Below are 22,589 nucleotides of genomic sequence, written 5' to 3'. Positions count from 1 at the left end.
CAGGGGCCCGGGCCGTGCGAGGATCGGGACGTCACACGAGGACAACGGAAGGCACACCGTGGCCGAGCAGCTCTACGCCACCCTGAAGACCAATCACGGCGACATCGAGGTCCGGCTGTTTGCGAACCACGCGCCGAAGACGGTCAGGAACTTCGTCGACCTGGCCCAGGGCGAGCGGGAGTGGACGCACCCGGCGACCGGGGTGGTGAGCAGCGAAAAGCTCTACGACGGCACGGTCTTCCACCGGGTCATCAGCGGCTTCATGATCCAGGGGGGCGACCCGCTGGGCACCGGCATCGGCGGCCCCGGCTACGAGTTCGCGGACGAGTTCCACCCCGACCTGCGCTTCGACCGGCCGTACCTGCTCGCCATGGCCAACGCCGGGCCGGGCACCAACGGCTCCCAGTTCTTCATCACGGTCAGCCCCGCCGTGCACCTGAACCGCAAGCACACCATCTTCGGTGAGGTCAGCGACCAGGCCGGCCGGAAGGTCGTGGACGCCATCGCCGCCGTGCCGACGACACTCCCGAACAACCGCCCGGTCAACGACGTGGTCATCGAGACCGTCGTCGTCGAGAAGCGCCAGGGCTGAGCCCCGCCTCCGCCCGGCGTCCTCCGGGAACCAAACGCCCCGCTCGTCCGTATGGAGGGGCGGGGCGGGGTATGTGCCGGGGGACAGGCTCACGACCAGCAAGGGGATCCGATGGACCAGGCCGCAGGGAGCACGCAGGACGCCAGGAGCCTGCCCGTGTGCTACCGGCACCCGGACCGTGAGACCGGTGTGCGCTGCACCCGCTGCGAGCGGCCCATCTGCCCCGAGTGCATGGTCAGCGCCTCGGTCGGTTTCCAGTGCCCCGACTGCGTCCGCGACGGCTCCGGCACGGGGCACGCTCCCACCGCGTCGCAGCCCCGCACGATGGCGGGGGGCACGGTGACGGCGGACCCCCGGCTGGTCACCAAGATCCTCATCGGGATCAACATCGCCGTGTTCATCGCGGTGCAGGCCAAGTCCTCGCTGCTGAACGACCTGGTCCTCATCGGGCAGTGGCCCCCGAAGCCGTACCAGACGACCATGGGCGTCACCCAGGGCGAGTGGTACCGCTTCGTGACGTCGATGTTCACGCACCAGCAGTTCTGGCACATCGGCTTCAACATGCTCAGCCTCTGGTGGATCGGCGGCCCGCTCGAAGCGGCCCTCGGCCGGGTCCGCTACCTGACGCTCTACTTCGTCTCCGGTCTGGCCGGCGGGGCGCTCACGTATCTCCTCGCGGGACCGTCGACGGCGTCGCTCGGTGCCTCCGGGGCGATCTTCGGGCTGTTCGGCGCGACCGCGGTGCTGATGCGTCGGCTGAACTACGACATGCGGCCGATCTTCGTCCTGCTGGCGATCAACCTGGCCTTCACCTTCGGGTTCAAGGACATCGCCTGGGAAGCCCACATCGGCGGCCTGGTCGCCGGTGTCATCACGGGCTACGCCATGGTGCACGCGCCGCGGGAGAAGCGGGCCCTGGTCCAGTACGGCACCTGTGCGCTCGTCCTGGCCGTGTCAGTGGTCCTGGTGCTGGTCAGGACCGCTCAGCTCGGCTGACGTCCCCCGTTTGTCCACAGCGTGTGCCGGATCTTGTGCATACGGTGCGGGCACAGGTGCGCCCCCTGCCGCTCGGATGCGTTTCCGCAGGTCGGGCAGGGGGCGAACGGGTGTATCAGTGCCGGTAGGCCAGTCACACCGGCGTCAACGGCCGATGGGTTATCCACAGATCGTAGTCTTTTCCCCAGGGGGGTGTGGACAGAGGGTCAGGCCTGTGGATAACTCAGCGAACAGCCCTGGGCAGAGCTACTTCCACTGCGTGGAGACACCGAAGCCGGCGGCGATGAAGCCGAAGCCGACCACGATGTTCCAGTTGTCCAGGCTGTCGATCGGCAGCGAGCCGTCGGTGACGTAGAAGACGACGATCCAGGCCAGGCCGATGAGGAACATGGCCAGCATGACCGGCGCGACCCAGGCGCTGGTGGTGAGCTTGATGGCCTGCGCCTGCTTGGCGGGCGGCGGCGTGTAGTCGGCCTTCTTGCGGATACGTGACTTCGGCACGAGGGTCTCTCCTGTCGATGCGCTGCGTGGCCGCGCAGGTAACTGGGTCGGTCCGGGGCAGCGTACAAGGGGACACTGAGCACTCCCCCGGGCGTCCGTTAGCGTAGTGCTTCCGCGGCGTAGAAGGAGATAAGGGTACGTTGAGCAATTCTGCCGACTCCCCCGGCACGGGATCAACGGGTTCCGGCCCGGCCCGTCATCCGCGCTTCCGTCCGGTGCGGATTCTCACCGTGGCCGTCTTCGCGCTCGCCGGGCTGATCTTCTTCACCAGCTTCAACACGGCCAAGGGCACGGACATCCGTACGGACTCCTCCCTGCTGAAGCTGTCCGACCTGATCCAGGAGCGCAGCCGCAAGAACAAGGAGCTGGACGAGTCCAACGCGGCCCTGCGCGGCAACGTGGAGACGCTCGCCGAGAGCGACGACGGCAGCACCAAGGCGCAGGACGAGCGGCTCAGCGGTCTGGAGAAGCGCGCGGGAACCCAGAAGCTCACGGGCCGGGCGGTCACCGTCACCCTCAACGACGCCCCGCCGAACGCGACCGCCAAGCTCCCCGGCTACCCCGAGCCGCAGCCCGACTACCTGGTCATCCACCAGCAGGACCTCCAGGCCGTGGTGAACGCGCTGTGGCAGGGCGGCGCCAAGGGCATCAAGGTCATGGACCAGCGGCTGATCTCCACCAGCGCGGTGCGCTGCGTGGGCAACACGCTGATCCTCCAGGGTCGCGTCTACTCGCCGCCGTACAAGATCACGGCCGTGGGGGATCCGGGCAGGCTGCAGCAGGCGCTCGCCGCGAGCAAGGCGATCCAGACGTACATGGTGTACGTCAACGTCTACGGCCTGGGCTGGAAAGTCACCGACGACGGGACGGTGACTCTGCCGGGCTACTCGGGCACAGTGGATCTGCACTACGCGAAGCCAGTGGAGTAGCCGGAGCAGCCTTCCCTGACAGGAGCCGCCGGTGCGCGTGATCGTCAGGACCGTCAGCGAACTGTGCATCACCGTCGGCACCCTGATCGTGCTCTTCGTCGCGTACCTGCTGTTCTGGACCGGCGTCCGGGCGGACGGCGCCATGGACGAACAGATCGACCAGTTGCACCGGCAGTGGGCGACGGGCGGCGCCCGGCCCACGGCACAGGGCCCCGGCACCACGTCGGCGCGAGCGCCGAAGCCGGCGGCCTACCACTACGGCAGGCCCTTCGCGATCATGTACATCCCCCGGCTCGGTTTCACGTGGAACAAGCCTGTGCTGGAGGGGACCGGCGCCGACGTGCTCAAGAAGGGCCTCGCCCACTACGCCGGGACCGCCCGGATCGGCCAGGAGGGCAACTTCGCCGTCGCCGGCCACCGGCGGACCTACGGCGACCCCTTCAAGGACTTCCCCCGGCTGCGGCCGGGCGACGCGGTGGTGCTCACGGACGGTACGACCTGGTTCACGTATCGGATCGACAAAGGGCCCTACAAAACCGTGCCGACGGACGTTGAGGTGATCGACCCTGTGCCACGTAAGTCGGGGTACACGCGTCCGGGCCGGTATCTGACGCTGACCACGTGCGATCCGGAATGGGGGCACAGTCACCGGCTGATCGTCTGGGCGCACCTGGACTCCGCACAGCCTGTGGAGGCAGGCCAACCGAAGGCTCTACGCCGCTAGTCTGGTGCTGTACGGCGTGAGTCAGGTGCCGTGGTGGAACGGAAGGGACGGCATGTACGGCTGGATCTGGCGGCATCTGCCGGGGAACGTGTGGGTGAAGGCGCTGATCTCACTCGTCCTCGCCATGGCCGTGATCTACGTGCTCTTCCAGTACGTCTTTCCCTGGGCCGAACCGCTGCTGCCCTTCAACGATGTGACGGTGGACAACCAGTGAGTGCGCGGATTCTCGTCGTGGACAACTACGACAGCTTCGTCTTCAACCTGGTCCAGTACCTGTACCAGCTCGGCGCCGAGTGCGAGGTGCTGCGCAACGACGAGGTGTCGACGGCCCACGCCCAGGACGGCTTCGACGGCGTCCTGCTCTCGCCGGGCCCCGGCGCACCGGAGCAGGCGGGCGTCTGCGTGGACATGGTCCGCCACTGCGCGGCGACCGGCGTGCCGGTCTTCGGCGTCTGCCTCGGCATGCAGTCGATGCAGGTGGCCTACGGCGGTGTCGTGGACCGCGCGCCCGAGCTGCTGCACGGCAAGACCTCGCTGGTGGAGCACGAGGGCGAGGGCGTCTTCGCCGGTCTGCCTTCGCCTTTCACGGCCACGCGCTACCACTCGCTGGCCGCCGAGCCGGCCACCGTCCCGCCCGAGCTGCGGGTCACGGCCCGTACCCACGACGGCATCATCATGGGCCTGCGCCACCGGGAACTCCCGGTCGAGGGCGTGCAGTTCCACCCCGAGTCGGTGCTGACCGAGCACGGGCACCGAATGCTGGCCAACTGGCTGGTGGAATGCGGCTACCAGGACGCCGTGGCGAGGTCGGCGGGGCTCGCCCCGGTGGTGGGCAGGGCCACGGCGTGACCGCGCTGCGCCCGGAGCGCGAGACCGATACCTCGTACGGGGATCAGTCGTACGGGGCTTCCGGTGCGCAGGGCGACTGGACCGTGGCGGGGGCGGTGCCCGGGGAGCCGTACCGGCCGTCCCTGGACGACGAGACCATGGCGCTGCGGATCCCCGGTCCGCCGACCGGCCCCGACGGAGAGCCTCCGAGGCCCTCTCGCGCCGCTTCCGCATCATCCGCCACCGGAACCTCATCGGGAGGGCGCGCGGCCCGCAGGAAGGCCGCCAAGCGGCGCGGTGGGCGTCATGGCGGCACCCGGGAGGCGGCGGGTGCGGCCGACGCTCCGCGGTCCGGGGCGCAGCCGCCGCTGTCGCGGGTGGAGGCCCGGCGCCAGGCGCGACTGCGCAAGCCGGGTCCGGCCGTGCTCGCCAGCCGGGCGATCGGTGAGGTGTTCATCACCACCGGCGTGCTGATGCTGCTGTTCGTCACCTACCAGCTGTGGTGGACCAACGTCCGCGCGCACGCGCAGGCCGGCAGCGAGACGCACCAGCTCCAGGACGACTGGGCGAGCGGCAAGCGGGCCCCGGGGGTGTTCGAGCCGGGCCAGGGCTTCGCCATCCTGCACATCCCCAAGCTGGACGTGGTGGCGCCGATCGCCGAGGGCGTCGACAACAAGAAGGTGCTCGACAAGGGCATGGTCGGCCACTACGGCGCGGGCGCGCTGAAGACGGCGATGCCGAGCGCGAAGACCGGCAATTTCGGTCTCGCCGCGCACCGCAACACGCACGGTGAACCGTTCCGGTACATCAACCGGCTCAGGCCCGGCGACCCGGTCGTGGTCGAGACGCAGGACACGTACTTCGTGTACAAGGTGACCTCGACGCTGCCGGTGACACCGCCGTCCAACACGAGCGTGCTGAACCCGGTCCCCCGGGGCTCGGGCTTCACCGGGCCGGGCCGGTACATCACCCTCACCACCTGTACACCGGAGTTCACCAGCAAGTACCGGCTGATCGTCTGGGGCAAGATGGTCGAGGAACGCCCGCGCGACAAGGGCAAGCCGGACGCGCTCATCGACTAGGGGCTAGAAGGAACTGTGGCAGGGACCGCCGACGACACCGAAGAGCACACGGACGCCTCCGACGCGGAACCCGCCCCGCGCCCCCGGAGCCCCGGACGGATCGCCCTCGCGATCAGCTTTCTCGGAGAACTCCTGATCACGGCGGGGGTGTTGCTCGCCCTCTTCGTCGTCTACTCGCTGTGGTGGACCAACGTGATAGCGGACCGCAAGGCCGACCGGGAGGCCGGCAAGGTCCGCGACCACTGGGCGCAGGCCACCGACTCGGGACCCGGCGCGCTCGACACCAAGGACGGCATCGGCTTCCTGCACGTCCCGGCGATGCGCAACGGCGAGGTCCTGGTGGAGAAGGGCACGGACACGGACGTCCTGAACGACGGCGTGGCCGGCTACTACACGGACCCCGTCAAGGCGGCCCTGCCCATGACCGGCAAGAAGGGCAACTTCGCGCTCGCCGCCCACCGCGACGGCCACGGCGCGAAGTTCCACAACATCGACAAGCTGCGCGACGGCGACCCGATCGTCTTCGAGACGAAGGACGACTGGTACGTCTACAAGGTCTTCTCGATCCTGCCGGAGACCTCGAAGTTCGACGTCAAGGTCCTGTCCGCGGTCCCGGAGGAGTCCGGCAGGAAGCGGCCGGGCCACTACATCACCCTGACGACGTGCACCCCCGTCTACACCTCCCGCTACCGGTACGTGGTGTGGGGCGAACTGGTCCGCGTGCAGAAGGTCGACAGCAAGCGGACCCCGCCCAGGGAACTGGGCTGACGGACGAGACGAGGGGGCCCCTGCCGGACGCTGCCGGCAGGGGCCCCCTCGTGAGCGCGGGGCCTCAGCCCCCGACGCCACCGAAGATGTTCGGCCCGCCGTTGTCGTTGTTGCCGTTGTTCCCGCCGCCCTGGTCGACGGTGAACAGGGTCACCGTGTCGCCCTGGTTCACGTTGCTGCCCGGGGCCGGGTTGGAGGTGAGAACCACCGCGTTGTCGTCCTGCGAGCCCTGGACGTTGACCTGGAGGCCCAGCTGCTCCAGCATCTTGCGGGCGTCCTTCAGCGAGCGGTTCTGCACCTGCGGGACCTGGACCTGCTGCTGGCCCTGCGCCTTGCCGACGTTGATCGCGACCGGCGTGTTCTTGCTGACCTGCTGGCCGGCCGCCGGGGTGGTGTTCTGGACCTTGCCGTCCTGACCGGGGTCGGTGACGGCGACGTCGTTGCAGTTCGCGTTGGGCGCCAGGCCCTTCGACTGGAGGATGGCCTTCGCCTCGTCGCAGGACTTGCCGGTGACGTCCGGGACGGAGACCTTCTCCTCCGCCTTGGCCACCGTCAGCGTGATCGTGCTGCCCTTCTCCTTGGAGGCGCCGTACTCCGGGTCCTGGGAGATCACGACGCCCGGGGGCTGGGAGGACACCTCGGTCTTCTTGTCGACCGTGAAGCCCTTGCCCTCGAGCAGGGACTTGGCCTTGTCGAACTGGGTGCCGCGCACGTCCGGCACGTCGACCTTCGGGGCGCCCGTGGACACCACGATGTTGATCGTGTCGTTCTTCTTGACGTCGGAGCCGGCCGCCGGGTTCTGCGAGCAGACGTTGCCCTTGGGCTGGTTCGCGCAGGGCTTGTGGGTGGGCGGCGCCAGCTTCAGGTCCGAGTTGACGGCCATCTTCTGGGCGACGCCGTAGCTGTTGCCGACGAAGTTCGGGGCCTTGAAGGTCCCGTCGTCGTTCTTGCCGGTGAACGCCCACTTCCCGATCAGGATCGCGCCGATCAGGACGAGGACACCGGCGACCACCAGGAGGATCGTCGAGGTGTTGTTCTTCTTCTGCTGACGGCGCCGGTCGGGGCGGTCGTCGTAGCCGTAGCCGCCGTCGTCCGGGTTCATCGGCGGGAGCATCGAGGTCGCGCCCGCTCCGGCGTCCGAGCGCAGGGCCGTCGTCGGCTGGTCGTCGGGGTAGCCGCCGTAGCCGACCGCGCCCATCGCGGCCGTCGCCGCGACCGGCTGGCCGTCGAGACAGGCCTCGATGTCGGCGCGCATCTCGTCGGCCGACTGGTAGCGGTAGTTCGGGTCCTTGACCAGCGCCTTCAGGACGATGGCGTCCATCTCGGGGGTGATCTCGGGGTCGAAGACGCTGGGCGCCTGCGGCTCCTCGCGGACGTGCTGGTAGGCCACGGCCACCGGGGAGTCGCCCACGAAGGGCGGCCGTACCGTCAGCAGCTCGTAGAGCAGGCAACCCGTCGAATACAGGTCCGAGCGGGCGTCGACCTGCTCGCCCTTCGCCTGCTCCGGCGACAGGTACTGGGCCGTACCGATCACCGCGGCGGTCTGGGTCATGGTCATGCCCGAGTCGCCCATGGCCCGGGCGATGCCGAAGTCCATCACCTTGACCTGACCGTTGCGGGTCAGCATGACGTTGGCCGGCTTGATGTCGCGGTGGACGATGCCACTGCGGTGGGCGTACTCCAGACCCTGGAGGATGCCGATCGTCATCTCCATCGCGCGCTCGGGCAGCAGCTTGCGGCCCGAGTGCAGCAGCTCACGGAGCGTGGAGCCGTCGACGTACTCCATCACGATGTACGGGATCGAGACCCCGTCGATGTAGTCCTCACCCGTGTCGTAGACCGCGACGATCGCGGGATGGTTGAGCGAGGCGGCCGACTGGGCCTCCCGGCGGAAGCGGGCCTGGAAGGACGGATCGCGCGCGAGGTCCGCGCGCAGCGTCTTCACCGCCACGGTGCGGCCGAGGCGGGTGTCATGCGCGAGGTAGACCTCCGCCATGCCACCACGGCCGAGCACCTGGCCCAGCTCGTACCGGCCGCCGAGGCGACGCGGCTCTTCCATAGCTACCTACCAGCCCTCTCCGTCGGTCCCGGCCGCACACGTCCGTGCGCGGCCGGAGGCTGCCGTCCGGGCCTACCGTACCCGGCTCGCTCTGTGTGACCTGGCCAAGCCCGTAACCCGATACAGGACCGGTATCGCAACGTGCGACGATGTGAAGGGGGCGTGATGGGGGTCACTTCTTGGAATTGATGACGGCCTCCATGACCTTCTTGGCGATCGGCGCGGCCAGGCCGCCGCCGGAGATGTCGTCGCGGTTGGCGTTCTCGTCCTCGACCACCACGGCCACCGCGACCGGCGAGCTGCCGTCGCTGAGCTTGGCGTAGGAGATGAACCACGCGTAGGGGTTCGCGCTGTTCGCCACGCCGTGCTGGGCGGTACCCGTCTTGCCGCCGACGGTGACACCGCCGCCGATCTGCGCGTTCTTGCCCGTGCCGTCCTTGACGACGGTCTCCATCATCTGCTGCAGGACCTGCGCGTTCTTCGGCGAGAGCGGCCGGCTCATCTCCTGCGGATCGGTCGTGGAGACCGGGTCGACGTTGGAGGACTGCAGCTCGTCGATCATGTACGGCTTCATCAGCCGGCCGTCGTTGGCGACCGCCGAGGCGACCATGGCCATCTGCAGCGGGGTGGCCGCGGTGTTGTACTGGCCGATCGAGGACAGCGCGGTCTGCGAGTCGTTCATGTGGTCGGAGAACACCGACGCGTTGGAGCGGACCGGCGTGAACTGCTCGGAGTCGAAGCCGAACTTCTTCGCCTCGGCGAGCATCTTGTCGTTGCCGAGGTCGGCGCCGATCTTGCCGAAGACGGTGTTGCACGAGTACTGGAGCGCGACCCGCATGGTCGCGTTCTTGCAGGGGATGCTGCCCTCGTTCTTCAGCTCCGTGTGCGTGCCCGGCATGACCCACGGCAGCGGCGACTGGGTCGGCTCGTCCGCCGAGCTGTACTTGCCGTTCTCCAGCGCGGCCGCGGCCGTGACGACCTTGAAGGTCGAGCCCGGCGGATAGGTCTCGCGCAGCGCCCGGTTCAGCATCGGGTCGGACGGGTTGTTCTTCTTCTGGAGCTTGTTCCAGGCCTTGGCGTCGTCGTTGGTGTTGCCCGCGAACGACGAGGGGTTGTACGACGGGTAGGAGGCCAGCGCGAGGATCTTGCCGGTGGAGGGCTCGAGCGCGACCACCGCGCCCTTGCCGCCCCGGGACCTCAGACCGTCGAACGCCGCCTTCTGCGCGGCCGCGTTGAGCGTGGTGACGACGTTGCCGCCCTGCTTCGGCTTGCCCGTGATCATGTCGAGCGTGTTGCGGAAGAACAGCCGGTCGTCGTTGCCGGTGAGGATGCCGTCGTTGAGCTTCTCCAGCTGGCTGCCGTCGAAGGCCTGCGAGGAGTACCCGGTGACCGGGGCCCACATGGGCCCGTTCTTGTAGGTGCGCTTGTACTTGAAGTCGCCGCTCTTGGACTCGACGGAACCGGTTATCGGGTTGCCGTCGACGATGATGTCGCCGCGCGGGTTCGCGTAGCGCTCGATGGCGACCCGGCGGTTGTCCTTGTCGCTGCTCAGCTGATCGGCCCTGACGTACTGCAGGTAGTTGTCACGGATCAGCAGGGCGAGGACGAGCAGACCGCAGAAGATCGCGATCCGGCGCAGGGGCTTGTTCATGACGGTCGGACCACCTGGGTCATCTCGGCGTCGGGGTTGGTCGCGGGGGTGGGCGCCGGGCGGCGGGCGGTGTCGCTGATGCGGATCAGGATGCCGATCAGCGCCCAGTTGGCCAGCACGGACGAACCGCCGTACGCGAGGAACGGCATCGTCATACCGGTCAGCGGGATGAGGCCCATCACACCGCCGGCCACGACGAACACCTGCAGCGCGAAGGCGCCGGACAGGCCGACGGCGAGCAGCTTGCCGAACGGGTCCCGGGCGGCGAGGGCGGTGCGCACACCGCGCTCCACGATCAGGCCGTAGATCAGCAGGATCGCCATGATGCCTGCGAGGCCCAGCTCCTCGCCGAAGGTGGCGAGGATGAAGTCCGAGTTGGCGGCGAACCGGATCAGGTCGGAGTGGCCCTGGCCGAGGCCGGTGCCGAGGGTACCGCCGGAACCGAACGCCCAGAGTGCCTGCTGCAGCTGCTCGGAGTGGCCGGCGACGCCCTGACGGCTGAGGGCGAACTCCTTCATCGGGTCGAGCCAGGAGCTGACACGGCTCTTCACGTGCGGCTCGAAGCTCGCCACGCCGACCGCGCCTACCGCGGACATCAGCAGGCCGAAGACGATCCAGCTGGTCCGCTCGGTGGCGACGTACAGCATGATCACGAACATGCCGAAGAACAGCAGCGACGTACCGAGGTCGGTCTCGAAGACCAGGATGAGGATCGAGATCGCCCAGACGACCAGGATGGGACCGAGGTCACGGCCGCGCGGCAGATAGATGCCCATGAAGCGGCGGCTGGCCAAGGCCAGGGCGTCGCGCTTCACCATCAGGTAACCGGCGAAGAAGATCGCGAGAACGATCTTCGCGAACTCACCCGGCTGAAGGGAGCCGAGGCCCGGGATGTTGATCCAGATCTTCGCGCCGTAGATGTTGGCGCCGAGGCCCGGCACCAGGGGCAGGATCAGCAGGACCAGCGCGCCGAACATCGAGATGTAGGTGTAGCGCTGCAGGACGCGGTGGTCTTTCAGGAAGATCAGCACCACGGTGAACACGGCGATGGCCAGGGCGGTGTACAGCAGCTGCCGAGGCGCGGCCTGAGTGAAGTTGGGCAGTGACTGGAGCAGCTTCGACTGGTCGAGCCGCCAGATGACCACCAGGCCGAGCCCGTTGAGCAGGGTCGCCAGCGGCAGCAGCAGCGGGTCGGCGTACGGCGCGAACTTGCGCACCGCGAGGTGGGCGACGCCCGCCAGCAGCGCGAGGCCGAGGCCGTAGCTCAGCAGACCGGTGGGCACCGAGTCGTCGATGGCCAGACCCACGTTGGCGTAGGCGAACACCGGGATGACCACGGCGAACACCAGCAGAGCCAGCTCGGTGTTGCGCCGGCTCGGTGCGCCGATCGCGCCGATCGTGGAGGTGTGGTGCGTCGGCGAATTCGAAGTACTGCTCATCGTGTGACAGGGCCCCTCACGGCGTGCTCACTGCTTGCCGCACTGATCGACGACCTTCTGCTCATCCTCGGAGAGGCTCGGGCCGGGGTTGGGAGTGGCGGTCGCGGACGGGCTCGGGGACTTCGAAGGGGACTTCGAGGAGCCCGAGGCCGACGGGTTCGGCGTCGGTGATGCCTTGGACGTGAGGGAGGTACGGGTGGTTCCCGTGGTGCCTCCGGCCTCGCCCTGGCCCGTCTTGGCGTTGCGCTCGCTCTGCGCGGCGGTGCGTTCCGCCTGCTTGCGGCACGCGGAGGCCTGCACGGTCAGCGCCTGGATCTTCGTCTGCGCCTGCTGCAGGCCGCCCGCCGCGATCGTGTTCTTGACCTGCTTCTGCTGGTAGGGCGGCAGGTACTTGAGTTCGATCTCGGGGTGGTCCTGCTGCACCTTCGACAGCGACACCCAGGCCAGGTCCTGGCTGATGCCGCGGTACAGCGCGACGTGCTCGCCGTTGGTGCCGACGTAGTACTGCGTCTGCGTCCAGCGGTAACCGCCGTACAGTCCGCCGCCGATCACCGCAAGGGCGAGGACGCCGAACACCGATCTCTTCAGCCACCTGCGGTTCTTGCGGGGCTTGGTGAAGTCCTCGTCGGTGTAGTCGCCGAAGCCGCCGGCGGGCACGTAGCCGGTGCTGTCGCCGGAGCCGGGCGGGCCGAACTCGCCGCCGCCCTGCCCGTGGCCCTGGCGGCCGAGGTGGGAGGCGCGGCCGGCCGGCGTCTGCATGATGCCGTTGTCGTGCAGGTGGTGCTGGTTCTCGGCGACGGCGCCGACCACGACCGGGGTGTCGGACAGCTGCCCGGCGAGGGTGTCACCGGTGTCCAGGTCGAGCACGTCGGCGACGATCACGGTGATGTTGTCCGGGCCGCCGCCGCGCAGCGCGAGCTGGATCAGCTCCTGCACGGTCTCCTGGGGGCCCTGGTAGCTGGCGAGGGTCTCCTCCATCGTCTGGTGGGAGACGACGCCGGACAGGCCGTCGGAGCAGATCAGGTACCGGTCGCCGGCCCGCACCTCGCGGATCGACAGGTCGGGCTCGACGTGGTCGCCGCTGCCGAGCGCGCGCATCAGCAGCGAGCGCTGCGGGTGAGTGGTGGCCTCTTCCTCGGTGATCCGGCCCTCGTCCACGAGCCGCTGCACCCAGGTGTGGTCCTGGGTGATCTGGGTCAGCACCCCGTCGCGCAGCAGGTAGGCGCGGGAGTCGCCGACGTGTACGAGGCCGAGCCGCTGCCCGGTCCACAGCAGGGCGGTGAGCGTGGTGCCCATGCCCTCGAGCTGGGGGTCCTCCTCGACCATGGAGCGCAGCTGGTCGTTGGCGCGCTGCACGGCGACGCCGAGCGAGGTCAGGATGTCGGAGCCGGGCACGTCGTCGTCGAGCGTGACCAGGGTGGAGATGACCTCGGAGGAGGCGACCTCGCCGGCCGCCTGGCCGCCCATGCCGTCGGCGATGGCGAGCAGGCGCGGACCGGCGTAACCGGAGTCCTCGTTGCCCTCCCGGATCATGCCCTTGTGCGATCCGGCGGCGAAGCGCAGTGACAGACTCATGCGCACCTCGCCCGTCGGCTCCGGGTACAGCCGGTCGTGTCGAGCCACACTGCCCACCCTCCGGTCGGGAGCGCGCCGCAGACCGGGGTGCGGCCTGCCGCTGCGTGCTCGCTCCGCTCGCGCTCACTCATGACGTAGCACTACTTCCGCAGCTCGATGACGGTTTTGCCGATGCGGATCGGCGCGCCCAGCGGGATCGGTGTGGGGGTCGTCAGCCGGGACCGGTCCAGGTAGGTGCCGTTGGTGGAGCCGAGGTCCTCGACGATCCACTGACCGTCGCGGTCCGGGTAGATCCTGGCATGCCGGCTGGAGGCGTAGTCGTCGTCCAGCACGATCGTGGAGTCGTGGGCCCGGCCCAGTGTGACGGTCTGGCCCTGCAGCGCGACGGTGGTGCCGGTCAGTGTGCCTTCGGTCACCACGAGCTTGCTGGGGGCGTTGCGGCGCTGCCGCCCGCCGCCCTGCTGACCGCGCTGGGGCGGAGGCGCGGCCTGCTGCTGCCGTGCGGCCTGCTGCGGCCGTGCCGCCTCCCTGCGCGCTCCGCGCTGGGTGACGCGCGTACCGAACAGGTCGCTCCGGATGACCTGCACGGCCACGATCACGAACAGCCACAGTACGGCCAGGAAACCCAGCCGCATGACCGTGAGGGTCAGCTCTGACATTGCCCCCGCTTCACCCTTCGGCTTGCCGGTAAATGATGGTGGTGCTGCCCACGACGATCCGCGAGCCGTCGCGGAGCGTAGCGCGGGTGGTGTGCTGCCCGTCCACCACGATGCCGTTGGTGGAGCCGAGATCCTGGATCGTCGAGGGCGTGCCGGTCCGGATCTCGCAGTGCCGGCGGGAGACGCCGGGGTCGTCGATCCGCACGTCGGCCTCGGTGCTGCGGCCCAGCACCAGCGTCGCGCGGGAGATCTGGTGGCGGGTGCCGTTGATCTCGATCCAGTAGCGGGTGCGGCCGCCGCTCATCGGAGCGGCGGCGGGCCGCTGGGTGGCGGGCTGCGGGTAGCCGTAGCCGCCGGGCCGGGCGCCGGGGGGCGGCGCGGCCGGCATGGGGGGCGCTCCGGTGGGCGCGGCGGGCGGGTAGCCCGGACCGCCGCCCTGGCCGGGCCGGCCGGCGGGGGGTGCCGCGGGGGCGCCCTGCTGGCTGGCGGAGGAGGCGAGGGTGCGCGAGCGCACCCGGTACAGACCGGTGTCGAGGTCCTCGGCCTTCTCCAGGTTGACCTTGATCGGCCCCATGAAGGTGTAGCGCTGCTGCTTGGCGTAGTCGCGCACCATGCCGGCCAGCTCGTCGCCGAGCTGCCCGGAGTAGGGGCTGAGGCGCTCGAAGTCCGGCGCGCTCAGCTCCACGATGAAGTCGTTGGGCACGACCGTGCGGTCGCGGTTCCAGATGGTGGCGTTGTTGTCGCACTCCCGCTGGAGCGCTCCGGCGATCTCCACGGGCTGGACCTCGGACTTGAAGACCTTGGCGAAGGTGCCGTTGACCAGACCTTCGAGACGCTGCTCGAACTTCTTCAGGACTCCCATGGGGCACCTCCTCCGTCGTTCCCGCTCTGTCTTGCCCTGCTCCGTGCCGTCGTGCGGCCGGTACTGCTCACTGATCGTATCTACGCGCCCGGCAATCAGCCGGTTCCCCCAGCGGCTCCCCTTCGAACTCCTCCGGCACATGGATCGTAGAGGCGCCTCACGACCAGTGTCCCGCACCCGGCTGTGCACCCGGCCCGCTGTAGGGAGAGATGGCCGTGACCGGTACGAGGTTGATACGTGAACAGGCACTGCTTGATACGCCGGTGGCCGCGAGGGGCGGGGGCGGGTGGCCCGTAAGGGATGTGAACCCACCCCGTACGACGTGCTAATGTTCTGGATGTCGGAAGGGGCCAGCCCGCGAGGGCCGGAAGCGGAAGACACACCCAATGCGCGGGTGGCGGAATAGGCAGACGCGCTGGATTCAGGTTCCAGTGCCCGCAAGGGCGTGGGGGTTCAACTCCCCCCTCGCGCACACAGTGGCTACGGGCCCATCGTGAAGACGATGGGCCCGTAGCCGTTTTGGTGCGTTCGTCACGTGAGGAAGCTCTCAAGGCCCCCGGTGGCACGGGGCGCGGGTCGCCGTCCGCATCGTGGCGGTTGTCACGGCGAGCTCGCGCGGGCGGTCGCTGTGACGGCGATCACGCTCCATGGTGCGGGAGCGGTGAAGAGGATCCGGGGCACCGGCTTCTCCCCAGGCGCCGAGTTGTCCACAGGGTCTGACGGGTTTCGGTCACCGGCTGTACGGTCTGCACGAGTTGGGCTTCGGCCCGGCGTTCGTACCAGTACGTGTTCGGGGGAGGCGGTCGTGATGACCGGAGCCGGTGTGGTGGAAGTGGCGGAGTCGGGCGAGCGGACGGGGGCTCCTCGCCTGCCCCGGGTGCGGGGGTTCGCCGCGTGGCCGCCGCAGGGGTCGCCGAAGAAGGAGGGCAAGGCGCTCCGGACGAGCGTGCCGCGCGACGCCCACCGCACGCTCGACGCGGACGGCTCCCGTCCGGGCGCCGTCGCCGCGGTGGAGGAGTCCAACGCCGGCCGCATCCCCGAGCTGACGCCGATACGGGTGGGCCGGATGGCGGCCACCCCCTTCGCCTTCCTGCGCGGCTCGGCCGGCCTCATGGCCCATGACCTGGCGCGCACCCCGGCCACCGGGATCACCACCCAGATCTGCGGCGACGCGCACGCGGCCAACTTCGGTCTGTACGGCGACGCGCGCGGCGGCCTGGTCATCGACCTCAACGACTTCGACGAGACCGTGCACGGCCCCTGGGAGTGGGACCTGAAGCGGCTCGCCGCCTCGCTGGTGCTGTCCGGGCGGGAGGCGGGCGCCGACGAGGACACCTGCCGTCAGGCGGCCCAGGACGCCGTGGGCGCCTACCGCCGCACCATGCGGCTGCTGGCCAAGCTGCCGGTCCTGGACGCCTGGAACGCCATCGCGGACGAGCGGCTGGTCTCCCACGCCGACGCCCACGACCTGCTGGGCACGCTGGAGCGGGTCTCGGAGAAGGCCCGGGCCAACACCAGCGGCCGCTTCGCGGCGAAGTCCACGGAGGAGACCGCGGACGGCGGCCGCCGCTTCGTCGACGCGTCCCCGGTCCTGCGTCGCGTACCCGACGCCGAGGCCGCGGCGGTGGCCGCGTCCCTGGAGCCGTACGTGGCCACCCTCTCCGAGGACCGCCCGCCGCTGCTGGCCCGGCACGCGGTGCACGACGTGGCCTTCCGGGTCGTCGGCACCGGCAGTGTCGGCACCCGGTCCTACGTGGTGCTGCTCCTCGACCACCGGGGCGAGCCGCTGGTGCTCCAGGTGAAGGAGGCCCGGCCCTCCGCACTCGTCCCGCACCTGGCCACGGCCGGGTTCGCCACAGCGCCGGCGGAGCACGAGGGGCGCCGGGTCGTCCTCGGCCAGAAGCGGATGCAGGTGGTCAGCGACATCCTGCTGGGCTGGACCACGGTCGACGGGCGGCCCTACCAGGTCCGCCAGTTCCGCAACCGCAAGGGCAGCGTCGACCCGGCCGCGCTCGCCGCCGACCAGGTCGACGACTACGGCCGGATGACCGGGGCCCTGCTGGCCCGCGCCCACGCGCACAGCGCCGACCCGCGTCTGATCGCCGGCTACTGCGGCAAGAACGAGGAGCTGGACGAGGCGATGGCCGACTTCGCCGTGGCCTACGCGGACCGCACCGAGGCGGACCACGCGGAGCTGGTCGCCGCGGTGCGCTCGGGACGGATCGCGGCCGAGATGGGGGTGTGAGACGGGGAGCGCGGTGAGGGCAGCGGTGACGGGGAGCGTGGTGGCGGCGGGCGCGGGGGCCGGCTCCCCGGCCGGGTGAGCGGGCCGTCTCCGGCCGACCGGTTTCGGCCGTGGCCTACGCTGGGCGGGTGACCACCCCGGAAGCTGAGCAGTCCCAGGCACCGCGGCCCGAGGAACGGCTGGAACAGGCCGTGCGGGCAGCCGAGCAGGCGTTGATCGAGTACGAGATCGCCGTGGAGACCTTCCGCGTCGAGGTCGAGAACTTCTCCCGGCTGCACGATCAGAGACTCGGTCCGCTGTACTCCCGGATCGAGGAGCTGGACGCGCGGATCGCCGAGGCCAGGGCCGCCCGCACCGGCGACCCGGAGGACATCCGCCGGGCCGAGGAGGCCCGCGCCCATGTCCTGCCGATCCCCGGCGTCGAGGAACTGATGCACGGCTGGATGGACGGGCACGGCCTGTTCCCGGAGGCCGCCGCCATGCTCACCGACCAGCCGGTGCGGCCGCCCCAGCGGGTGCGGCCCAGCGAGGAGGCCCGCCGGCTCTACCGCGAGCTGGCCCGCAAGGTCCACCCCGACCTCGCCCAGGAGGAAGCGGAGCGGGAGCGGCGTGAGGAGTTCATCACCCGGGTCAACGACGCCTACGCCCGCGGCGACGAGAAGCTGCTCCGGGAACTGGCCGACGAGTGGGCCGCGGGCCCCGTGCCGCCCGAGCGGCGCCCGAGCCGCGCCGAGGAGCTGTACGCCCGGCTGGAGTGGCTCGACCAGCGCAAGGAGCTGCTCACCCTGGTCGCCCGCGAGCTGGAGGACGGCCCGGTCGCGGGCATGCTGCGACTCGCCCCGGACGACCCCGACGGCCTGCTCGAGGAGATCGCCGGCCGGCTGTTCGGCGACATCGAGCAGCGGGAGGCCGAGCTGGCGGGCCTGCTGGAGCAGGGCTGAGACCGGCCGCGCTTCGGGTAGCGTCGGGGGCATGAGTTTCGGAGCTGGTGTGCCCACGGTCGAGGTCACGGACCTCAAGGACGGCGACTTCCTGCTGGACGTCCGCGAGGACGAGGAGTGGGACGCGGGCCATGCCGAAGGGGCGCTGCACATCCCCATGAGCGAGTTCGTGGCCCGCTACGGCGAGCTGACCGAGGCCGCCCCGCAGGACGGCCGGGTCAACGTCATCTGCCGCTCCGGCGGCCGCTCGGCGCAGGTCACCATGTACCTGGTCCAGCAGGGCATCGACGCCGTGAACGTCGACGGCGGCATGCAGGTCTGGCAGGCCGCGGGCCGGCCGGTGATCACCGACGGCGGGGCACCGGGCGCGGTCGTCTAGGCGGCACCGGGGCCGGCCCCTCCACCTTTTCACCTCGGTGCCGGACAGCGGTCCGCGGACAGCGGTCTGGGACAGCGGTCTGCGGAGTCTGCTGTCAGCTGAGGGCGTGGGCCGCCAGCAGGTCCCCCAGGGTCTCCTCGTACGCCGCCGCGGGGCCGAGCGACAGCTCCAGGTGCTTGGCCCAGGCGTGGTACCGGTGCAGCGGGTAGTCGGTGTCCGCGCCGAACCCGCCGTGCAGGTGCTGTGCCGTCTGCACCACGCGGCGCACGCCCTCCGCCGCCCAGATCTTCGCCACGGCGACGTCCCCGGCGGCGGGCAGCGCCCCCGGTGCACCGGAGGCGATCCGCCAGGCGGCCTGCCAGAGGGTGGCCTCCATGGCGCGCAGGTCGATGTACCGGTCGGCGGCCTGGACGGCCACCGCCTGGAAGGTCGCGATCGGATACCCGAACTGCTCCCGCTTGCCGGTGTAGTCCCCGGTCATCCGCAGCACCTGCTCCCCGAGGCCGAGGGCCAGCGCGCAGGTGCCGGTGGCCAGCAGCGCGTGCAGCCACTCCCAGGCGCCCGCGGCCTCGATCACCTGGTCCGCCCCGATCCGCGCCGACCGCAGCCGCAGCTCGGCCAGCCGCTCTCCGCTGGTGGAGATCTGCTCGGCGAGCTCCAGTCCGGCCTGTCCGCGGGCGATCAGCGCGAGCAGGGTCCGGTCGGCGTCGGTGTGCGCCGGCACGAGGACGAGGTCCGCGTCGAAGGCCCAGGGCACCGCCGTCTGCGTCCCGTCCAGCACCCAGTCCGGGCCGTCCCGCCGCGCGGTGACGGCGAGCCCCGCCGGATCGTGCCCGGTGCGGCCGTGCGCGGCGACCGTCAGCACCGGCTCGCCGCGCCCCGCCGGGGCCAGCAGCCGTTCCCGCAGCTCCGCACCGCCGTAGGTCTGCAGGGTCGCGAGGGCCGCGCTGTGCTCCAGCAGCGGCACCCGGGCCAGCACCCGTGCGGACTCGCGCAGCACCTGGCACAGCGCGATGGCGTCGAGACCCGCGCCGCCGTACCGCTCGTCGAGCAGCAGGCCGAGCAGGTCCGCGCCGGCCAGCCGGGACCACAGGTCCCGGTCGAAGCCCTCGGCCACGGCGCCGGTGGTGAGCGCGGGACTGGGCACCGCGTCAGGTGCCACCCCGGCGAACACCCCCCGTGCCGCCTCGGCCGCCGCCAACTGCTCCTCACTGAAGGTGAAGTCCACGGCGATGTCCTCCCGGCGGTCCGGTCGTCTGACGGTTCGTCTGACGGGCCGTCAAGATAGAACAGGTTCTAGAAGAAGGGAACGGGAAGGGCGGCGCGGGCCGTATCGAGTACGTTCGAGCCGGCCCACCGCCACGGGCGGTGCGGCGTGGCGAGGACCACCGCCACGGGGCCGTACCCGGGGCTGCGCCGGGCGGCCGGGGCTGAGTACCGTTCCGTGCGGGCGCCGAGGAGCGGCGCCCGGGACGAGCGGGGCACCGGTGACGGGGCCGGGACGACCGACTGGAGCGGGGGACGGGGCGGAATGGACGCGTACGACGAGGACTCACAGGCCCCGGCCGAGCCGGACGGGTCGGGTGACCTCCCTGCCCCCGGCGATCCCGCTGGTGCCGCTGATCCCGCTGATCCTGCTGGTCCCGGTGATCCCGGGGGCCCTGGGGACTCCCCGCCCGCCGGGCCGGTGACCGCCGCGGCGGCCCCCCGGACCGGTGTCGCCGCCCTCTCCCCCCGCTACCAGATCGGCGCCGCGGTGGCGCTCGCCGTGGTGGCCGTCACCGCGTGTGTGCACCTGGCCATGGTGTTCCTGAGCGTCGCGCCGGCGAACACGGTGACCAAGCAGCACGGCAAGGCGATAGAGCAGTGGGTCTTCCCGGAGTTCGAGCAGAACTGGAAGCTGTTCGCCCCGAACCCGCTGCAGCAGAACATCGCCGTCCAGGTGCGCGCCGAGCTGCGGACGAAGGAGGGCGGTCTGTTCACCACCGGCTGGTACGACCTCTCCGCCCGGGACGGTGCCGACATCGACGGCAACCTGGTGCCCAGCCACACCCAACAGAACGAGCTGCGGCGCGGCTGGGACTTCTTCGTCGCCACGCACGGCGCCGACAACCGGCCCATCGGCATGCGGGGCTCGCTGTCCGAGCAGTACGTGCGCCGGATAGTCGTGATGCGCCTGAACAGGGAGGACACGATCCACCGCGAGGGCGTCGTCCGGCGCGTGCAGGTCCGCTCCAGCACCACGAACGTGCAGCCGCCCGCGTGGAGCCAGGAGAAGATCTCCGACAAGCCCGTCTACCGTGTGCTCCCCTGGTGGACGGTGAGCGCCGACGAGGCCGCGGGAGGTGTGCGGTGAACCGCCTCTCCCTGACCCTGTCGCGGGCCATCGTCCGCGTGACCGAGTCGCCGCTCGGCCGGTACCAGAGCGCCGTGATCCGCATCGGCTTCGCCGGGACCTGGCTGCTGTTCCTGCTGCGTGAGTTCCCGCACCGCCAGGAGCTGTACGGTCCCGACGGCCCGTGGAGCTGGGACCTCGCCCAGCAGCTCACCGCCGACAACCACGCCTTCACCGCCCTGATGTGGTCCGGCGGGCAGGTCTGGTTCGAGGTCTTCTACCTGCTGGCGATCCTCTCCGGCGCGGCGCTGATGCTGGGCTGGCGCACCCGGACCGCGTCCCTGCTGTTCATGGTGGGCGTGCTGTCGCTGCAGAACCGCAGCGTCTTCGTGGGCGACGGCGGCGACAACGTCCTGCACCTGATGTCGATCTACTTGGTGTTCACGCGGTGCGGCGGGGTGTGGTCGCTGGACGCGCGGCGGGCCGCCCGCCGGGAGGCGGCGCGCGAGCGCGGGGAGCGGGTGCACGGCGACCGGGTGGGCCCCGTGCTGTGGGCGGTGCTCGGCCTGGTGCTGGGCGGTGTGACGCTGGCGGGCCGGTCCGACGGCGGGCTGGTGCCGGTGCTGCTGTGGACGGCGTGGGCCGGCCTCGGCCTCTGGGGGGCGGCGCAGCGCCTGGAGCGGGCCCGGGAGCCGCGGATCCTGCTGGACGTGATCGCCAACGTCCTGCACAACGGCGCCCTGTGCGTGATCATGGCGGAGGCGTGCCTGATCTACGCCACGGCCGGCTGGTACAAGATCCAGGGGTCTCGCTGGCAGGACGGCACGGCCGTGTACTACCCGCTGCACCTGGACTACTTCTCGCCGTGGCCCGGCCTGGCCGACCTGATGTCGTCCAGCGGCACGATCATGATGGTCGTGACGTACGGAACCGTCATGGTGCAGGTCGCCTTCCCGTTCACCCTGTTCAACCGGCGGGTCAAGAACGTCCTGCTGGTGCTGATGATGACCGAGCACGCCGTGATCGCGGTCGTCCTCGGCCTGCCGTTCTTCTCGCTGGCGATGATCACCGCCGACGCCGTCTTCCTGCCGACGTCCTTCCTGCTCCTGCTCGGCGGCCTGGTGGGACGGGCGCGCGGCCGGCTGACCGGAGGCGGTGACCAGGTCCGCGGGACCGACGGCGGGACCGACGGCGACGGGACGTTGCCGGCGCCGCGCTCGCCGGAGGAGAGCGAGCGGGGCCACGTAGGGTTCACCGCATGACCGACCCCGTGAGCCGCTGGCGCGAGCATGCCGACGGCGCCGTGCTGCTCGACGGCTTCCACGCGCTCAAGCACGCGCTGCGCTTCGGCGCGCGGGTCCCGGTGGCGGTCACCACCGACCGGCGGGCGACGCTGGCCCTCGCCGGGGAACTGGCCGACGACGTCAGGGACCGGCTGGAGGCGTTGCTGACGGAGGTGCCGAGTCGGACGTACGCCACGCTCGTGCCGCGCCCGCACCCGACGGGCGTCGCCGCGCTGGCCGTACGGCCCTCCCGGGAGGCGCAGCTCCGGGTGCTCGGCCGTACGCCCCGCAGCACGCCGGTCGTGGTCCTCGACAACCCGCGCAACCTCGGCAACGCCGGGGCGGTGATCCGGCTGGCGGCGGGCTTCGGGGCGACCGGGGTGGTCACCACGGGCACGCTCGACCCGTGGCACCCCACGGTGGTGCGCGGTGGGGCCGGGCTGCACTTCGCGACCGCGGTGGAACGGCTCGACGTCGCGGAGCTGCCCGCCGGGCCGCTGTTCGCCCTCGACCCGGAGGGCGAGGACATCCGGGGCACCGTCCTTCCGGACGACGCCGTGCTGGCCTTCGGCTCGGAGCGCACCGGCCTGTCGGACGAGCTGCGCGCGCGTGCCGACCGCCTGCTGCGGCTGCCGATGCGCCCCCAGGTCTCCAGCTACAACCTGGCCACCAGCGTGGCCATGACGCTGTACCACTGGAGTGTCACCGCCGGGGGCGCACCCACGCCGGCCTAGGCCGTGT

General features: G+C 70.6%; 22 protein-coding genes and 1 tRNA gene. 15 read left to right on the top strand and 8 right to left on the bottom strand.

Features of this window, described 5'->3' with window-relative positions:
* Window positions 1-58: 58 nt before the first annotated feature.
* Together PV343_RS33385 and PV343_RS33380 are read left to right on the top strand one after the other, a co-directional pair.
* Entirely contained in the window at window positions 59-592 is a 534-nt protein-coding gene (locus PV343_RS33385; protein ID WP_319150787.1) for a peptidylprolyl isomerase, read from the top strand.
* A gap of 111 nt (window positions 593-703) precedes the next feature.
* A complete protein-coding gene (locus PV343_RS33380; protein ID WP_319150786.1) occupies window positions 704-1,588 on the top strand; it encodes a rhomboid family intramembrane serine protease in 885 nt (294 codons plus the stop codon).
* 246 nt (window positions 1,589-1,834) lie between these two features.
* Here PV343_RS33380 and crgA read toward each other — a convergent pair whose 3' ends face one another.
* The gene (crgA, locus tag PV343_RS33375) at window positions 1,835-2,089 is read right to left on the bottom strand and encodes a cell division protein CrgA (RefSeq protein ID WP_030344322.1); all 255 of its coding nucleotides are present in this window, start codon (window positions 2,087-2,089) and stop codon (window positions 1,835-1,837) included.
* Window positions 2,090-2,229: 140 nt separating this feature from the next.
* On the opposite strand from crgA, the gene PV343_RS33370 reads away from it, so the two are divergent.
* From PV343_RS33370 to PV343_RS33345, 6 genes are read left to right on the top strand one after another with little or no spacing between them, the layout of a single operon-like run.
* Entirely contained in the window at window positions 2,230-3,018 is a 789-nt protein-coding gene (locus PV343_RS33370; RefSeq protein WP_319150785.1) for a DUF881 domain-containing protein, read from the top strand.
* A 31-nt stretch (window positions 3,019-3,049) separates the two neighbouring features.
* Complete coding sequence (locus tag PV343_RS33365; protein ID WP_319150784.1) at window positions 3,050-3,742, top strand: class E sortase; 693 nt, start codon at window positions 3,050-3,052, stop codon at window positions 3,740-3,742.
* 16 nt (window positions 3,743-3,758) lie between these two features.
* A complete protein-coding gene (locus PV343_RS33360) occupies window positions 3,759-3,956 on the top strand; it encodes a hypothetical protein (protein ID WP_319150783.1) in 198 nt (65 codons plus the stop codon).
* The gene (locus tag PV343_RS33355) at window positions 3,953-4,591 is read left to right on the top strand and encodes an aminodeoxychorismate/anthranilate synthase component II (RefSeq protein WP_020941132.1); all 639 of its coding nucleotides are present in this window, start codon (window positions 3,953-3,955) and stop codon (window positions 4,589-4,591) included. The genes PV343_RS33360 and PV343_RS33355 overlap by 4 nt, the downstream gene beginning before the upstream one ends.
* Complete coding sequence (locus tag PV343_RS33350) at window positions 4,588-5,652, top strand: class E sortase (protein WP_319150782.1); 1,065 nt, start codon at window positions 4,588-4,590, stop codon at window positions 5,650-5,652. Before PV343_RS33355 ends, PV343_RS33350 begins: the two co-directional genes overlap by 4 nt.
* Window positions 5,653-5,667: 15 nt before the next feature.
* Window positions 5,668-6,420, top strand: a complete 753-nt coding sequence (locus PV343_RS33345) for a class E sortase (protein ID WP_319150781.1) — start codon at window positions 5,668-5,670, stop codon at window positions 6,418-6,420.
* A 64-nt stretch (window positions 6,421-6,484) separates the two neighbouring features.
* On the opposite strand, the gene pknB is transcribed toward PV343_RS33345, so the two are convergent.
* From pknB to PV343_RS33315, 6 genes are all read right to left on the bottom strand, one after another.
* Window positions 6,485-8,479 (bottom strand): Stk1 family PASTA domain-containing Ser/Thr kinase, encoded by a 1,995-nt coding sequence (gene pknB / locus PV343_RS33340; protein ID WP_319150780.1) that lies wholly within the window; start codon window positions 8,477-8,479, stop codon window positions 6,485-6,487.
* Between the two features lie 172 nt (window positions 8,480-8,651).
* Window positions 8,652-10,130 carry a penicillin-binding transpeptidase domain-containing protein gene (locus PV343_RS33335; RefSeq protein WP_319150779.1) on the bottom strand — a complete coding sequence of 493 codons (1,479 nt, stop codon included), beginning with the start codon at window positions 10,128-10,130 and terminating at the stop codon, window positions 8,652-8,654.
* Window positions 10,127-11,569, bottom strand: a complete 1,443-nt coding sequence (locus tag PV343_RS33330) for an FtsW/RodA/SpoVE family cell cycle protein (protein ID WP_319150778.1) — start codon at window positions 11,567-11,569, stop codon at window positions 10,127-10,129. Before PV343_RS33330 ends, PV343_RS33335 begins: the two co-directional genes overlap by 4 nt.
* 27 nt (window positions 11,570-11,596) lie before the next feature.
* Window positions 11,597-13,144 (bottom strand): Stp1/IreP family PP2C-type Ser/Thr phosphatase, encoded by a 1,548-nt coding sequence (locus PV343_RS33325; protein WP_319150804.1) that lies wholly within the window; start codon window positions 13,142-13,144, stop codon window positions 11,597-11,599.
* A gap of 140 nt (window positions 13,145-13,284) precedes the next feature.
* Window positions 13,285-13,803 (bottom strand): FHA domain-containing protein, encoded by a 519-nt coding sequence (locus PV343_RS33320; protein ID WP_020941139.1) that lies wholly within the window; start codon window positions 13,801-13,803, stop codon window positions 13,285-13,287.
* Window positions 13,804-13,813: 10 nt separating this feature from the next.
* A complete protein-coding gene (locus tag PV343_RS33315) occupies window positions 13,814-14,665 on the bottom strand; it encodes a DUF3662 and FHA domain-containing protein (protein WP_319150777.1) in 852 nt (283 codons plus the stop codon).
* A gap of 388 nt (window positions 14,666-15,053) precedes the next feature.
* Between PV343_RS33315 and PV343_RS33310 the strand changes: the two genes are divergently transcribed.
* The 4 genes from PV343_RS33310 (at window position 15,054) to PV343_RS33295 (ending at window position 18,230) form a co-directional block, all read left to right on the top strand.
* Window positions 15,054-15,137 (top strand) — tRNA-Leu (locus PV343_RS33310).
* A gap of 336 nt (window positions 15,138-15,473) precedes the next feature.
* On the top strand, window positions 15,474-16,910 hold the full coding sequence (locus PV343_RS33305; protein WP_319150776.1) for a DUF2252 domain-containing protein: 1,437 nt from the start codon (window positions 15,474-15,476) through the stop codon (window positions 16,908-16,910).
* 128 nt (window positions 16,911-17,038) lie between these two features.
* Complete coding sequence (locus PV343_RS33300; protein ID WP_319150775.1) at window positions 17,039-17,851, top strand: hypothetical protein; 813 nt, start codon at window positions 17,039-17,041, stop codon at window positions 17,849-17,851.
* Between the two features lie 49 nt (window positions 17,852-17,900).
* Window positions 17,901-18,230: a rhodanese-like domain-containing protein gene (locus tag PV343_RS33295; protein ID WP_020941143.1), complete on the top strand. Its 330-nt coding sequence runs from the start codon at window positions 17,901-17,903 to the stop codon at window positions 18,228-18,230.
* 94 nt (window positions 18,231-18,324) lie between these two features.
* On the opposite strand, the gene PV343_RS33290 is transcribed toward PV343_RS33295, so the two are convergent.
* Complete coding sequence (locus PV343_RS33290; RefSeq protein ID WP_319150774.1) at window positions 18,325-19,458, bottom strand: acyl-CoA dehydrogenase family protein; 1,134 nt, start codon at window positions 19,456-19,458, stop codon at window positions 18,325-18,327.
* A 459-nt stretch (window positions 19,459-19,917) separates the two neighbouring features.
* Here PV343_RS33290 and PV343_RS33285 point away from each other — a divergent pair, with 459 nt between their 5' ends.
* Genes PV343_RS33285 through PV343_RS33275 form a run of 3 tightly spaced genes read left to right on the top strand, consistent with a single transcriptional unit; the run spans window position 19,918 to window position 22,582 of the window.
* Window positions 19,918-20,586: a DUF5819 family protein gene (locus PV343_RS33285; protein WP_387953397.1), complete on the top strand. Its 669-nt coding sequence runs from the start codon at window positions 19,918-19,920 to the stop codon at window positions 20,584-20,586.
* Entirely contained in the window at window positions 20,583-21,827 is a 1,245-nt protein-coding gene (locus tag PV343_RS33280; RefSeq protein ID WP_319150773.1) for an HTTM domain-containing protein, read from the top strand. Before PV343_RS33285 ends, PV343_RS33280 begins: the two co-directional genes overlap by 4 nt.
* Window positions 21,824-22,582 carry a TrmH family RNA methyltransferase gene (locus PV343_RS33275; RefSeq protein WP_319150772.1) on the top strand — a complete coding sequence of 253 codons (759 nt, stop codon included), beginning with the start codon at window positions 21,824-21,826 and terminating at the stop codon, window positions 22,580-22,582. Before PV343_RS33280 ends, PV343_RS33275 begins: the two co-directional genes overlap by 4 nt.
* The last annotated feature ends 7 nt before the right edge of the window (window positions 22,583-22,589 follow it).

The organism is Streptomyces sp. WI03-4A, assembly GCF_033792105.1.
In the GTDB taxonomy this organism is placed as follows: Bacteria; Actinomycetota; Actinomycetes; order Streptomycetales; family Streptomycetaceae; genus Streptomyces; species Streptomyces collinus_A.
This window is presented reverse-complemented; position numbering and strand designations above follow the sequence as displayed.